Annotated in this window: 13 protein-coding genes and 1 riboswitch; of the genes, 2 read left to right on the top strand and 11 right to left on the bottom strand. The window is 47.2% G+C overall.

Annotated features, from left to right (window positions below):
* Positions 1 to 13: 13 nt before the first annotated feature.
* The 10 genes from QNH15_RS02025 to QNH15_RS01980 all read right to left on the bottom strand — a co-directional run bounded on the left by QNH15_RS02025 (position 14) and on the right by QNH15_RS01980 (position 9,470).
* A complete protein-coding gene (locus QNH15_RS02025; RefSeq protein WP_283892183.1) occupies positions 14 to 307 on the bottom strand; it encodes a hypothetical protein in 294 nt (97 codons plus the stop codon).
* A gap of 33 nt (positions 308 to 340) precedes the next feature.
* Positions 341 to 829, bottom strand: a complete 489-nt coding sequence (locus QNH15_RS02020) for a DUF5381 family protein (RefSeq protein WP_283892181.1) — start codon at positions 827 to 829, stop codon at positions 341 to 343.
* A 27-nt stretch (positions 830 to 856) separates the two neighbouring features.
* Complete coding sequence (locus QNH15_RS02015) at positions 857 to 1,603, bottom strand: hypothetical protein (RefSeq protein ID WP_283892179.1); 747 nt, start codon at positions 1,601 to 1,603, stop codon at positions 857 to 859.
* A 15-nt stretch (positions 1,604 to 1,618) separates the two neighbouring features.
* Entirely contained in the window at positions 1,619 to 2,677 is a 1,059-nt protein-coding gene (locus QNH15_RS02010) for a hypothetical protein (protein WP_283892178.1), read from the bottom strand.
* A gap of 12 nt (positions 2,678 to 2,689) precedes the next feature.
* On the bottom strand, positions 2,690 to 2,959 hold the full coding sequence (locus tag QNH15_RS02005) for a hypothetical protein (protein ID WP_283892177.1): 270 nt from the start codon (positions 2,957 to 2,959) through the stop codon (positions 2,690 to 2,692).
* A gap of 108 nt (positions 2,960 to 3,067) precedes the next feature.
* The gene (locus QNH15_RS02000) at positions 3,068 to 3,340 is read right to left on the bottom strand and encodes a WXG100 family type VII secretion target (RefSeq protein ID WP_061975586.1); all 273 of its coding nucleotides are present in this window, start codon (positions 3,338 to 3,340) and stop codon (positions 3,068 to 3,070) included.
* Between the two features lie 129 nt (positions 3,341 to 3,469).
* A complete protein-coding gene (essC, locus tag QNH15_RS01995; RefSeq protein WP_283892176.1) occupies positions 3,470 to 7,498 on the bottom strand; it encodes a type VII secretion protein EssC in 4,029 nt (1,342 codons plus the stop codon).
* Positions 7,499 to 7,509: 11 nt separating this feature from the next.
* Positions 7,510 to 7,869, bottom strand: coding sequence for a ubiquitin family protein (locus tag QNH15_RS01990; protein WP_129478243.1), 360 nt, complete (start codon positions 7,867 to 7,869; stop codon positions 7,510 to 7,512).
* A gap of 11 nt (positions 7,870 to 7,880) precedes the next feature.
* Positions 7,881 to 8,675, bottom strand: a complete 795-nt coding sequence (locus QNH15_RS01985) for a hypothetical protein (RefSeq protein WP_283892174.1) — start codon at positions 8,673 to 8,675, stop codon at positions 7,881 to 7,883.
* Positions 8,676 to 8,702: 27 nt separating this feature from the next.
* Positions 8,703 to 9,470 carry a vWA domain-containing protein gene (locus tag QNH15_RS01980; RefSeq protein WP_283892173.1) on the bottom strand — a complete coding sequence of 256 codons (768 nt, stop codon included), beginning with the start codon at positions 9,468 to 9,470 and terminating at the stop codon, positions 8,703 to 8,705.
* 318 nt (positions 9,471 to 9,788) lie between these two features.
* Between QNH15_RS01980 and istA the strand changes: the two genes are divergently transcribed.
* Together istA and istB are read left to right on the top strand one after the other, a co-directional pair.
* A complete protein-coding gene (gene istA, locus QNH15_RS01975; RefSeq protein ID WP_283895387.1) occupies positions 9,789 to 11,333 on the top strand; it encodes an IS21 family transposase in 1,545 nt (514 codons plus the stop codon).
* On the top strand, positions 11,333 to 12,097 hold the full coding sequence (gene istB / locus QNH15_RS01970) for an IS21-like element IS643 family helper ATPase IstB (protein WP_283889660.1): 765 nt from the start codon (positions 11,333 to 11,335) through the stop codon (positions 12,095 to 12,097). Before istA ends, istB begins: the two co-directional genes overlap by 1 nt.
* 241 nt (positions 12,098 to 12,338) lie before the next feature.
* On the opposite strand, the gene QNH15_RS01965 is transcribed toward istB, so the two are convergent.
* Positions 12,339 to 13,637, bottom strand: a complete 1,299-nt coding sequence (locus tag QNH15_RS01965; protein WP_283892171.1) for an NCS2 family permease — start codon at positions 13,635 to 13,637, stop codon at positions 12,339 to 12,341.
* Positions 13,638 to 13,767: 130 nt separating this feature from the next.
* A riboswitch (purine riboswitch) is annotated at positions 13,768 to 13,869 on the bottom strand.
* Positions 13,870 to 13,931: the final 62 nt, after the last annotated feature.

Raw genomic sequence — 13,931 nt, 5'->3', positions numbered from 1 at the left:
CCCTTTTTATCTCTCAGGCCGTCTTGCTCATGCCATCGATGGCCAATCCGAGCAAAAGAAAAAAGAGGAATGAAACGACAATCATGGCAAGCCTTGCGAGCAGTCTATTCCATTTGTATACGAAGGCGGCAATGTAATAGGCCGGTCCAAAGAGCAGAATCGCTGCAATCGACACGATGATCGTAAAGTCGTTCTCCACACAGCTTTCAAACATTCGTTTAACGCCCCGGAAGCTGAAGATAAAGAGAATACTATAAATAAGATTGGCGGTAAGAATGAGTACAAGTACAAATAGCAGAGCAAACATAGCATCACCTGTTTTATATATTTACTGCACCAATCACTGGAACCCCATGGTGCTTTGCCTGGCCGCCCTTTTCTGTTCAAGAGGCTCAAGCGTCTGTTCAAGGGCTTCTTTATCCAGCAGTGTCTGATACGTGGGAATGATTATTGGATCCTTCCCGTGCCGTTTAATCGTATATCCCTGAATAAGATACGTTCTGACGTCTGACGCGTTCAGCCCATACCGGATATCCTCCACCTCTTCAAAAGGAATGAACAAATCCTTCACCAGAATCCCCTGTTCATTATAGGAAAGGAAGACGGATTTTCTTGGCTTGCACATAAAAAACAAAAAAACAACGGTCATGATGAGGAAAAACAGAAAAGCAATGACGAGGAAAGAGGTCCACAGAAGATGAAAGCCGGGACTTCCCTCCCCCCAGTCACTGAATAGAAAAGCGGCGACTGCCATCGAACACAATAGAAGGCCAGCAAGCACTTTAATCAGCAGGGATTTTCTCTGATAGGTTACATGAATCCATTCCATTCCCCCAACCTCCTTGAAGCTTGCTCACTATTCCAGAATGCCTTGATGAAAATATTGAATGGTAATAATCGGCTGTTCATCATCATGCGTCATCAGCCAGGTGTGATCACTGCCTTTTAAATACAAATAGCTTCTCACGCCTTCGTTTTGCTTTTGTTCATTGAATGAAATCATAAAAATGCTACCGAGAATTCCTTTGCTTGCTGCCAAATCCTGCACCAGGGCATTCACCTCGCTGATACTGTCGGAACGCTGGGACAGCAAACCTTTGATCTCATCCGCATTTTCATTACGGGCATATTCGAGAATCCGGTCAAATTCCGCTTCCGGAAGAGGCAGCTCGAACAAAGGATTTTCTGACGGACGGTAGGCAATAAAATCAAGAAGCTCACTGCGCCAGTCAGACACAGCCTGCAGCTCGTGGGCGATGCCTCCGAATTTGGTCACATGCTTTAAGGTTTGGTCCCCATTGAAATAAAACGCCTGAACCGTCTCCTGCTGGTTTTCTATCCAACTCGTTCTGATGATGCGGTTGCTTTCCGATATTTGGTTCAGCAGCTCTTGATAAGTTGTGTTTAGCTCTCCCTGATTGGGTCCGGTAAGACAGATGAGGTTTTTGGAAAGAAGCCCGTTAGCCGCGGCATCCAGGCGGACGGAAAACAGCTCCTCCTGCTCCTCGCTGTACAACTGGTCACGAAGCTGTTTCGCTTCGTCCATTTTTTCAGACATGATAAATGAAAAAATCAATTCCTCAGCAGATAGTTGATAGACCATGTTTCCTCTCCCTTATCAGAGCCAGCCAAAGACTTTGTCCTTGATGCCGTCTTTAATGTTATTGAACGTCTCTCTTGTTTTTACGGCAACCTTGCCGGCAAAATCTGATGTGTATTTGGCTGCCCAGCCGCCAACCGCATCACCGACGGCAGCCCCGATAAATCCTCCGGCGACTGTACCGATCGGCCCGAGAAGAGAACCTGCCGCTGCCCCAATATAGGCGCCGGCCAGGGCACCGCCTGTCCGCATCGCTACGCGGTTCGTTGCTTCTCCCACCGTTCTGGCGTTCTCAACGTGAAGCTTCTCACCCGAATACTTCTTTTCATTTTCAGCAAATGCTGCTTTTGTGGAAGAGATTTCGCTCATCGTCGTCCCTACTAACGTGACCACCGCATTTCCTTTGGCAAACTTGGAAAAGAATGCGCCTTTCTTGATCACCATATCCGCGCCTGTGCTCTTGAACGTCTTTTTCTTTAACAGTTCAGGCAATGACCTTGCCTGGCTTTTTATCACTTTTGCTTTAATTTTATTCGGAAATCCGCCTTTGACCGTTAATGTCTTGGCGTTTAGTCGCTGGGCCTTCATGGTGCGGTTGAACTTCTGAATACGCTCCCTGAGCCAGCCCGGGCCAATTTTCCCTTTGAGAAACTGGCTGACTTTACGATTGTATTTAAAAATATAATGATTTCCTTTTTTGGATGTCGTGATTTGCAGCAGCTTACTATAATGGGCTGCAGAAGCAATCCCCAGATTCATGAACAGGTCCTTGTAATCGATAGTGAACGCATATTTGTCTGCGTTCTCTACATCACGCGCTTCATCCTCCAGCTCTTCCTGTAGATGAGACAATGAGGAAATTACCTGGTTAACCTGGGTTTTCGCATATTGATACGTATCAAGGAATGAATAGTCGGTCAGCCGCGCACCCGATGCGTTGATTAAGGACATCGCCCCGGATACGGACCCGGCTGAGTTGGAAATCGCTTGATTCGCTGTACTTTTCTCATTCTCAATCTTTTTCGAAAACTCTCGTAAACGATCGGGATTTACAAGCATGGCCGCTTCTCCTCTCAATCTCTCTTCTCTTTATTTATCCGGTTCCGGTATCACTTTTCCCGGAATGCTGTTTACCTGATTGGCCAACTCCCCGAGCAGGCTCGCCGCATTGCTGATTTGCATTTTGCTTTCTTCAAGGCTCTGAATGAACTTCTGCTTTCTCTTGCTGTCCCATTCATTGCTTGTGCCCTGCAGGTATTGGTTCAAGTTATGTGAGATCTTGGCTACCCGCTCGCTGTCTTCTCGTATGGATTGCGCGAGCCGGCTGATGGCATACGCATCAATCTGTGGTTTGGTCATGTATATCCTCCCATCCCATCCAAATGAATGTCTAGGAAACTCCCAAAACAAAAGACCAGCCAAAGGAATTGACTAGTCTTTCTGGTTTGCTTGAAATCAACCGATTCCTTATTGTGCGTCGACTGTGCGGAAACGAGTTGCGATTTGGCGAAGCTCTTGGTCGATGTTGTCAAGTAACTGTACATAAGCCTCCATATGGCGGCGGGATTGTTCGAATTGGTCGAAGAAGCGTTTTTTCGTTGCTCCATCCCATTTCCCTTCAAGTGATTGAAGTGCCTGGTAAAGCTGTTGTGTTTGCTGGCGGCTGTTGTCGGATCCGCTTCTGAATTTTTGTGCGATAGCTTCTAGTTCTTCTGGTGTTACGAGGATTCTTACTGACATTCATTTCATCTCCTTTTTTTCCATTATGAGGCAAATATACAATACATTTACCCAGTTAGAAACATCTGAAACCCTTTTTCATCCTTTTTTCCTATGCAATTTGGTACACATGTACCTGCCTGACCACTCTTACATTTCTAAAACTTGGTTTTTCTCACGGACTATAGACTCCCATTGGTGCTGTTCTTCGGCCGTTATAAACGGAAGGGCCGCCTTGATCCTCGTATGCTTTCCTTTAATAATATAGCCGTCACCTGCAGGAAGCTCCTTATCGGTCTCAGCGTGCGGAAGACGCATGTTAAAGAAGTACAGGTCGTTGCTTAAGGTAGAGCCCAGCAGGAATCCGGCAAACTTTTTCTTGATGTTCATGAACCACGCATCATGCATATAACTGTTCATGCTCGTAAGCGAACCGGCCATCATAAAGTGAATGTTCTTCTGCCGTGCTTCTCTCGTCAGCTTTTCCAAGTGATCCTTGATTTCAAAATCCATGTTCATCTGCTGCATGAAATTTTCTGCATCATCGATCACAATGACGACTGGCGAGTACGCATTGTCTTCCTGGCCGCTTCCCCACCCAAAGGAAAGGCTGTCGGTCTTGCGCTCGTCCATTTTAGCGGCGATTTCGTTAATCAGCTCCTTCGCCTGCATAAAATCAGTGGCATACCCTTTAACATGCGGAAAGCTGGCCATACTCATGATTCCCTTGGATTGCGGCTCCATTTCAATCAAATAGAGATCGATCTGATCCGGTCGGTACTGGTACATCATGGACAAGGTCAGGGACTGCAGCAGTGACGTTTTGCCGGATTCCACACGCCCCGTCACAAAGACATGGTCCGCGTCATCCAGATCCAGCGACTGAATATCGAGATCTTCCACATCAATACCGTACGGCAAAAGCTTAGTATCGGCAGGCGGAAACTCATCAAGCAGCCGGTTGAGCGAAATTTCGCTCGGCAGCATCTGGATCGGCTTGGCCCGCTCGTTCTTCGCTTCCTCCATCATTTTTCCTGATAGCTCGCGGATAAAGGATACCTTCTCAAGCTCGCTGCCGCCATTGTAAGGAAGCATCGCCTGAAAAATATGCGGCGGATTGTGGCCCTTCACAAAGCCCCGGCCCTCAGGCAGGTTGACTGCTTCAAAGTTCGGCCGTCCGACCGCATAGTAATAGTCGGTCGGATCCGCAAGCTCGAACGCCACCATGGACGTGAAATTGCTTCGATAGCGTTCGTACATGTCATTGGTCTGGTTCGCCGTCACAAACACGAGGATGCCGTATGTGGCTCCTTCTCGCAGGATGGTTTCGAGCTTCTCATTTTCAAACTCAAACGTGGACCGGAACCGGTGATAGCCATCAATGCAGAGCAATAGCACCGGCAGCGATTTCTTCGTGATGCTGCGGTACGTTTCCAGAGAACTGACGCCTTCATTGGAAAAAAGCTCTTTGCGCACCTGCAGTTCCTTCAAGAAATAACGGAACAGCCGCTGCATTTTTTCGGTATCTTCTTCATGCACCACACCGCCCACCTGCGGAAAACGGGAAAAGTCCTTCATCTGCCGGCTGAAGTCAATAATATAGGTGTACAGATCACGCGGACCGTGATGATGGAACAGCGACAGCAGCAACGACTGCAGAAACGTTGTTTTCCCTGTTCCCGGCATGCCAAATGCCATCAGGTGCCCTTCCTTCAAATCAATATGGAGCGGATACTGATCCTGATTTTCCACGTCATCAATAATACCGGCGGCAGGTTCCATCCATTTGCCTTCCTCATTCCAAGTATCTGACGTCCACTTGTCTGTTTCGACCAGATAGGTGATTGGCAAGTTTTCCGGCAGCGGCTGCAGCCATGGTCCCGGAAGCGGCTGAACCCCGTTCTTTTCCGCTTCTTCCTTCATATAACGGATGAGCACCTGAATCTGCTTTTCCGCCGTTTTGCTGTCGGTTTTAATTTTCTTCTGCACTTCATCCGTCCCATCCAGCTTCACTTCTGAAATGGTGACGATATTGTTTTCCTCATCGTTTTCCGGATGATAGCTGGCACCGCTCCACGCGGACTGGAAGTATTCGAGTACTTCATTATTGCCGACCTGAAAATAGGCACGGCCCGGCACATTGATGCTCGAGGCGTTCGGAATCTTGATCATCTCGCGGCTGTCATTGTCATCCTGCACGCGCAGACAAACTCGGAACCGTGAGTTACTCCAGATTTTATCGTCGACCACTCCGGCCGGCTTTTGGGTGGCCAGCAGAAGATGGACCCCAAGCGTACGTCCGATCGCCGCAATGGAAATAAGCTCGTCCATGAACTCTGGCTGGTCTTTTTTCAGCTGGGCAAATTCATCAATGATAATGAACAAGTGAGGCAGCGGTTCCTTCGTCTTCCACTCGGACTTGAAGTATTCATCAATATGCTGGATGTTGCCCGCACGGTTGAACAGCTTCTGCCGACGTTCAAGCTCGGCGCGAAGCGATATTTTGGCCCGGTTGATCAGGTTCGGATCCTCCAGGTTCGTGATGGTCGCCACCACATGCGGCAGTCCCTGAAACGTGTTGGACATTCCGCCGCCTTTATAGTCGATCAGCATGAACGCCATGTCATGCGGATGGTAAGTGGCCGCAAGCGAAAGGATCATCGACTGGATGACCTCACTCTTACCGGAACCGGTCGTACCCGCCATCAATCCGTGTGGCCCATGCCCCTTCTTTTCAATCTTGTCGTGTATGTTCAAATAAACCGGTTTACGCCCTTCTCTTACACCGATCGGAACCGGCAGCGTGTCCGGATAGCGGTTTTCGTTCCATTTGTTGATCACATCAAGCTCTTCCACCTTTTTTACACCGTACATATCAAGGAAGGAAAGCACTTTTGGAATCACGCCGGCCGAAGACTGCTTCACCCTGAGCGGTGCAATCATCCGTGACATGTTCTGCGCTTCAATGAGCGAGAAATGATCAATGGCAATTTTTTCGGAACCGGTAAAATAAACCACTTCATCCTCGTCATTTGAGAAGGTTTCATAGAGCTGGGCCACACCGTCCCGCACTTCCACAATAAGCTCGCACTCCATCGGAAGGGCTTCCTTTGCCGGAGCCATCAGCACGGCAGACGCACCGATCGCGTCCCCTTGCTTTAAAATGAGCGGCAGGAGGGAATCATCCTCCAACAGCGCCAGGCTTGGCAAAAAGAACACATACTCGGGAATGTGGGTAACATCATTGTTGTCTTTTCCCTCCTGCTCGAGACGGCGGATATTGAGCTTGCTGTAGAGCCGCTCAAACAGCTTCTGGGCCATGAGCTTTCCTTCTGCTGAATAGCGGCGTTCGCGGTCTTCATCCCACACGTGCGGAAGCCACTTCATCCAGCCCCACTGCTCACTCTCATTTTCCGTATAAGCGGTAACCAGCTTGACCTCTTCCGGCGACTGGTGCGTGACGAGCTGAAGCGCCAGCACACGGGCCATCTCAAGGATATCTCCGCGGTCCCCGACCAATCCGACCACGCGCTTTTCCTGCAGCGGAATGGAGACTGGCACATTCTGAAGCTCCCGGTAGTCGGTCTGCAGCTTTTGCGCCTCTGCAATCAGCGGGTTCACGTCATACCCATCCTGCGCCGGCACCTCGATCTCCATCTGAAACGGTCGGGAGCCAAGGCCAAACCTCAAATCCATAAAGTCTTCAGAGTTATACGCCCGTTCCCAGAGCGAGCTTTTGCGGTCGGCAATCCTGCGTACACAATCCTGAGGGTTCGGATCTTTGTCCCGCAAAAACTGGGACTGCCTGTTTTTCAAATCTTCAATTTCGGCATGATGCTTTTTGATCTGTTCGTAATATTCGTTGTGCAGCTGTTCCACTTCCAGCCGGTACGTTTTCTTTTTCCTGAAATGGATCACGATTGTCGCAATGTATGAGCCAAGCATCGGTATACTCATCGCCATCATAAAAATGGCATAGCTCGCGCTGTTGTACATCGTTTTTGAGATGTAGTACATGATCCCGACCGTGGCGAGTGTCAGAAAGATGGGTATGATCATCGACTCGAACGAAAACTTCGGTTCGCTCGGTTCCGCTTTCGGGCGGTGGACGACCATTCTTCCTGACGGCATTGCCAGCTTAAGCCGCGGTGCCCGTTTAAAATACGGCGATTTTCTCATCCCGTTCCCTCCTATTCAATAATCTTCCAGGCATAGCCGCTTTCGGCCTGAACCTGAGCCTGATCCTCTTCTGTATCGTCATCGGCAACAAAGTCATCTTCTTTTGGGAGAGACGACTGTCCTTCCCGGCAAAATCGCATAAATGCTCCGTCCCAGATACCTGCCTCGCTCAGCGATTTCTTTTTCTCCAGCCGGAACCAGTTCTTCTGGTTAAACGAGTACTCCAGGTCATAGGGCTCCTCTCCCCAGCCCCGTTCAAACCCGAGCCATTCATGAAGTGCCTCGGCGATTTTTTTGCTTTCCAGATGATTGGGCAGGCGCAAATCCCGCTCCTGGTCATTATGTATAAACGTCAAAATAATGTCTTCCATACTTCTTCCTCCTACCAGGCGATATCCAAAAAGGAAAGATCATCACTTAATGGGGATTGCAGCGACTTTTTCACAAGAATCTGCAGCTGATCGGTCGAAGGCAATGTGTTCAAACCATCGATCGTTGAAAATCCATCCGAATAAACCGCAATCCGCCGTGTGTCTTTAAGCATGTTTCCCGTTGCGATTTGAATCTCCCCGCCGATGATGCCGTCTTTAGTGGACCAGCGCTTTTTCGTATCCGAAGTGATGTGCGGATTAGAAATCTCTTCAGCCTCACCCCAGAGCCTGAGCCGCAAATCTCCGGATGAAGCGAGAAAAACGTGAGCCTCATGCGTGATATCATCGGCCATGTCGATCCGCCCGCACAAAAACATCGTCTCACTGCCGTTTGTCCGCTTCTCCTCCAGCACTTCCCTCAGGATGGGCGGCATCGATCCCGGCAGCCGATGCCTTCTGATCGCCTCTGTCCCTTTGGCCGTCAGCTTCCCGAGGTGTTTTGTCAGTTTTTCTTTGATTAAGGACTCGTCCTTTAACTCTTCAGGCGTCTGGCTTCCCAGCCATTGAAGAAGCTCTTCGGATAAAAAGCGTGCAGCCAAATCTCCGCAAAACGACAGGCTGACCCCGTCGCACACGGCAAACACAAGGCTTCTCTCCTTCACTTCAAATGCGAGAAAATCCTGTCCGAAATCGTCTGCTTCCTGAGTCTCGTTCGCCCGGGCATAGCCATATCGTATCGAAAAAGGATCCCGGTACACAGAGGATACCGGCGTTTCTTTCTTTTGGTCACTGTAGAACGTGTACATGAATTCACCTCAAACCGGTTTGATTTTTTATCGTACAGGTGTGGCAGCAGACATCTGAAAGCCAAGAGAAACCAGATCGGCATTCGTGCCCGGCAGCATCATCAGCGCTCCCGGTTCAATTTTATAGCCGGTTTCGATCATCATTTCACGGTAGCTTTCCGGCAGCGGGCTCGACAGACGCTTCAGCTTGTTGCCATAGTCTTCATCCAGCACGGTTTCATACATGATGCCCGGCCATTTTTTCGAATTCTCAATAGGCTTGGACAAAATTTCGTCCGAGATAAAAATATTTTCCACAAGCACTTTGCCATCCGGCACGGTAAGATTCATGATCCGCTGCACAATCGGCTCAGGATCCTCTCCTGTATAAGCACCGTCAGTCATGTGGCAAATTAAAGGTGCCGGACAATCCTGCATCTTGTCCAGTTCCTGAAGCAGAATTTTTTCCGCAGCGGAAAATGCCTTGGCCGTATTTGTCAGACGCTGGGTCTGCACATTATCGAGCGGCTTCATGCGGGCAAGCTCATCAATGCTCTTAATGCCGCCGAGCACATCAAAAACATTGTCACTGTAGGCCAGAATCGAAACCTTATAGCGCGGGCTTAGCCGGCTTCCTTTTGTTGACCGGAACACCATTTGCCGGATGGCTGAGTTCAGCGCGCTCGTCACGACATCGATCCGTCTTTTTTCCTGGCCGTTCCCCGCATCCATCAACTGGTTCATCGAGGCACTGATGTCGAGCAAGTACATAATATACGCGGGTGTTTGTTGTGTTGCTTGAAGGCGATAATCCATTTATTTTCCGTCCCCTAGTTTAATAGTTTTAGTTAGTTCCTACTCTATATTGTAAGAAAAAAAGCTGGAAAAGTGTAGGTCAGAAGAGCAATCCAGCTTACTATGTGACTATTTCCCTATTTCCTGTTTTTTAATACAGTGTTTTCCAGATGATTTTTGGGGGTTTGCGGTAGTGGGCTGTGTTTATGTAAACGCTAGAATAAAGTTGACACTTTTTGCTCGATAGGATTTTACACTTTTGCTCAATCAACCTACTGCTTTAGTAAAATAGATCGTGACGTTATTTTACTGGAGGGTAAGGTTTTGGAGGAGAAGTTAGTGTTATATATAAAGATTCAGGAATTACATAAGAGAAAGTTTAAAGTAGCGCAAATCGCTAAAGAGCTTAAGATCTCAAGACCGACTGTCTATAAGTATTTAGAAATGACATTCGATGAAGCGAGAGCCTATACTGAACAGCCTTTGGGAAAGAAGAAAAAACTAGATCACTATAAGGACTGGATACTTGCCTGGCTAGAAGAGTATCCCCACCTAAGCAGTGCTCAGATACATGATTGGCTATTAGAGAGATACCCCGACCTAGTGGTCGGTGGAAGTACTGTAAGAACATATGTGAGAGGTATTCGAGAAGTCTATCAGATTAATAAAAAGGTGATTGTCCGTCAATACGAAGCAGTTCCTGAACAACCCATGGGTAAACAACTACAGGTAGACTGGGGAGAAACAAAACAGAAAACAGTAAACAACAAAGAAATCAAACTGTACTTTATTGCCTTTGTGCTCGCTAGCTCCCGACATAAATATATGGAATGGCAAGCGCGCCCATTTACCACAAGAGATGCGATTCGTTGTCACGAAAATGCATTTCAATTCTATGGAGGGCGAACAGAAGAGATTGTCTATGATCAGGATCATTTAATCTCAGTGAGTGAAAATGCAGGACAACTGCTTTTAACAGCTGAATTTCAAAGCTATGTAAACGAGCGTAATTTCAAAATTCACCTGTGTAGAAGAGCTGACCCAGAATCTAAAGGTATGATTGAAAATGTCGTGAAATACGTAAAAGGCAATTTCGCTGACAGCCGTGTATTTAGTGATATAGAAGATTGGAATGAACGAGCAAGACAATGGCTTGAGCGGACTGGAAACCATCAGGTTCACCAGACAACAAAAAAAAGACCAGCAGAAGTGTTTCTCCTCGAAAAGCAACACTTACAGCCAGTCTCTTCGTTACTTTCATATGAAAGTACCAATAACCAAAGTATAACAAGAAGTATAAGCAAGGACAATACGATCCGGTATAAGTCTAACCGTTATTCCGTCCCTCTCGGGACTTATCAAACGATGAGTGAGAACCTTGTTTGGATTGAAGTGAAGGAAGAAGATCACAAGACCCTTGTCATACGTAGAGAAGCAAATGGTGAAGTGATTGCCGAGCATGTGATCAGCTCGGAAAAGGGAAAACTTATTCAAAACCGCCACCATACCCGAGATCGCTTTAAAGGCATTAAGGAGCTTAAGCAACGCCTCATGTCTCACTTTGAAGATCAGGTTCAGGCAGCTGCATACTTAGATGAAATTAGTCAAAGATACCCAAGGTATCATCGAGACCAGTTTTCGATTATCTATAAGGTAATCCAACAGTATCCAGCGTTAGTTGATTCTGTTTTGACCAAGTGCATGACAGAGAAGCTTTACAATGCGAATGATTTTCGTGATATCGCTCATCATCTTGATACATTACAAGGTGAACCGGCTGAAGAAGTACAATCCTTTTACACGAGATCGCCAAAACACTCTCATATCAAAGCCTCTACCCGTTCTCTCAATGCGTACACCAGCATTTTAGGAGGTAGAGCATAATGAACAAGACGGTACATGAATTACAAGATCAATTCCGTCAACTCCGTCTAGCAGAAACGGCGGAGGAGCTGCCGCAGCTTCTTCGTGAAGCTGAAAAAGCATCATGGACCTACTTGGAATTTTTAGAGTCTATTACCCGATATGAATTAGCCAAACGTGAAGCGAAAAGCCTTGAGAAAAGAATGAAATGGGCACGCTTTCCTTTCGTGAAGTCATTAGATGAGTTTGAGCTAAAAGGACAAAACGTTCTGACTGCTCGCCAACTCTCTCAACTCCGGGAATTAAGCTGGCTCGAGCAACAATACAATTTGATCCTTCTCGGTCCCCCTGGCATTGGAAAAACGTATATCGCAATTGGACTTGGACTCGAGGCTGTTTATGGAGGGTTCAATGTTTATTTCGCCACAATGGGTGAACTTGTGCAGCTTCTAAAATCAGAAGAATACCTGAACAAATCTAAAGTTCAGCTTAAAAGACTTAGAAATGCCGACCTTGTGATCATTGATGATTTAATGTATATGGCTATGGATCAGAGAGAAGCGAACCTATTTTTTCATTTGATTAATCATTTGTACGAACGAAGTTCGATTATCTTGACATCAAACAAAAGTCCAGATGAATGGGGCAATTTAATAGGAGACCAAGGGATCACCACAGCTATTTTAGATCGTTTACTACATCGTGCGGAGGTCATCCATGGAGGCGAAGAAGAGGAAAGTCATCGGATGAAAAATCGGAAGAACATTTTTTCAGCAGAAGTGTAAAAAGGAAACGAGCAAAAAATGTAAAATTCAACTTGACGTCTACAGTTTACTTGCGGTGCTGGGTGATTTAGTTGCGCTTCGACATGAATTAGTTGCGTCTCTGCCGTTTTTACTTGCGGTTCGACACAATTTACTTGCGGTTCGACAAGACTTACTTGCATATCACGTCATTTTCATAACGAACCAGCCGTGAAAAACCAAAAAAAGCCCGGACAGCTGTCCGGGCTCCTCACTTATCTTCCTACTCCACCAAGAAAGCAAAGTAACAAACGAAGATGACAAACAATACATACATGATCGGGTGAATTTCTTTGGCGCGGCCCTTCACAAGCATCGTTACCGGGTACATGACAAACCCGAGCGCAATCCCTGTGGCAATTGAGTACGTGAGCGGCATTGCGATGATCGTCAGGAATGCCGGTACGGCAATCTCAAGCTTTTCCCATTCAATCTTGCCAAGCACACCAACCATGAGCACACCGACAACGATCAAGGCCGGAGCGGTTACGGCTGGGGTGACTACTACCAACAGTGGTGAGAAAAACAACGCTAATAATAGGAACAAACCCGTTACGACAGAAGTAAAACCTGTACGTCCGCCCGCTGCAACACCGGAGGCTGACTCGATGTAAGCGGTGGTGGATGATGTACCAAGAGTTGCACCAACCACAATTGCCGATGAATCCGCCAACAACGCGCGTCCTGCACGCGGAAGCTTGTTGTCTTTCATGATTCCGGCCTGGCTAGCTACTGCCATGATCGTTCCAGCCGTATCAAAGAAATCAACGAAGAAGAATGTTAACACAACGACAATGATATGCGGCGTAAAGACTTTATCGAAGTTCGTGAACGCTTCGCCAAACGTTGGCGCAAGGCTCGGAACAGAACCAACAATTTTGGAAGGTGTATCGATCAGTCCGAAGATCATGCCGACAACCGCCGTAATAACCATTCCGTAAAAAATCCCGCCGCGCACACCGCGGACAACCATCAAAATCGTTACGATGAATCCGAAAATCGCAAGCAGTGTATCCGGCTTCGTCAAGTGGCCAAGCCCTACAAATGTTGCTTCATTGGATACGACAATCCCTGCACTCTTTAAACCGATAAAAGCAATAAACAAACCGATTCCGCATGCGGTTGCGTATTTTAGTTCAACCGGAATCGCGTTGATGATCGTTTCACGAATTTTAAAAATGGTGATCGCAATAAAGATAAGTCCGGATAACAAAACACCTGAAAGGGCGGTCTGCCAAGGAATCCCCATGCCAAGCACAACGGAAAACGTAAAGAACGCGTTTAGTCCCATTCCCGGCGCAAGTGCGATCGGGTATTTGGCCACAAGCCCCATAAATAACGTTCCGTATGCCGCAGCCAGAGCTGTTGCGGTAAATACGGCACCCTTGTCCATGCCCGTTTCACCCAACACGGACGGGTTGATAAAAAGGATATACGCCATGGACAGGAACGTTGTCAGTCCTGCGATAAATTCTTTCCGGTACGTGGTACCGTGCTTGTCGAAGTTGAAGTAATTCTTCATGTTCATCCCCCTGATTTCTCTAATATGAAAAAACAAAAAAGCTCAAGGCGTTTGTTTCTGCCTTGAGCTAACATACAAAGGGAACGGAAAAAGATATGATAAATCTGCTGCAGCTGCTGCAAATCACATATACAATTCCATGTACCTTCGTAGTCAGGCCATTTACGGCAGCCTGGTAGAAACTTTTGGGCCATATTCCCAAATTTATACGAATGACTTAAGCATCACGGTTAAAAGCGGTCAAAAGCTTTGATCCTGTGACTTTTATACTGTATACATGGAAATTATACAAAT

This window comes from Fictibacillus enclensis (genome assembly GCF_030123385.1).
Lineage (GTDB): Bacteria > Bacillota > Bacilli > Bacillales > Fictibacillaceae > Fictibacillus_C > Fictibacillus_C enclensis.
The sequence above is the reverse complement of the archived record's forward strand: the minus strand, read 5'-3'. Positions and strand labels throughout refer to the sequence as shown.

Coding starts and splice junctions, on each gene's coding strand:
- QNH15_RS02005 (WP_283892177.1), bottom strand. CDS start 2,959: ATGACCAAACCACAGATTGATGCGTATGCCATCAGCCGGCTCGCGCAA.
- QNH15_RS01985 (WP_283892174.1), bottom strand. CDS start 8,675: ATGTACACGTTCTACAGTGACCAAAAGAAAGAAACGCCGGTATCCTCT.
- QNH15_RS01980 (WP_283892173.1), bottom strand. CDS start 9,470: ATGGATTATCGCCTTCAAGCAACACAACAAACACCCGCGTATATTATG.
- QNH15_RS02020 (WP_283892181.1), bottom strand. CDS start 829: ATGGAATGGATTCATGTAACCTATCAGAGAAAATCCCTGCTGATTAAA.
- QNH15_RS02025 (WP_283892183.1), bottom strand. CDS start 307: ATGTTTGCTCTGCTATTTGTACTTGTACTCATTCTTACCGCCAATCTT.
- essC (WP_283892176.1), bottom strand. CDS start 7,498: ATGAGAAAATCGCCGTATTTTAAACGGGCACCGCGGCTTAAGCTGGCA.
- istB (WP_283889660.1), top strand. CDS start 11,333: ATGAACAAGACGGTACATGAATTACAAGATCAATTCCGTCAACTCCGT.
- QNH15_RS01965 (WP_283892171.1), bottom strand. CDS start 13,637: ATGAAGAATTACTTCAACTTCGACAAGCACGGTACCACGTACCGGAAA.
- QNH15_RS02015 (WP_283892179.1), bottom strand. CDS start 1,603: ATGGTCTATCAACTATCTGCTGAGGAATTGATTTTTTCATTTATCATG.
- QNH15_RS02000 (WP_061975586.1), bottom strand. CDS start 3,340: ATGTCAGTAAGAATCCTCGTAACACCAGAAGAACTAGAAGCTATCGCA.
- QNH15_RS01990 (WP_129478243.1), bottom strand. CDS start 7,869: ATGGAAGACATTATTTTGACGTTTATACATAATGACCAGGAGCGGGAT.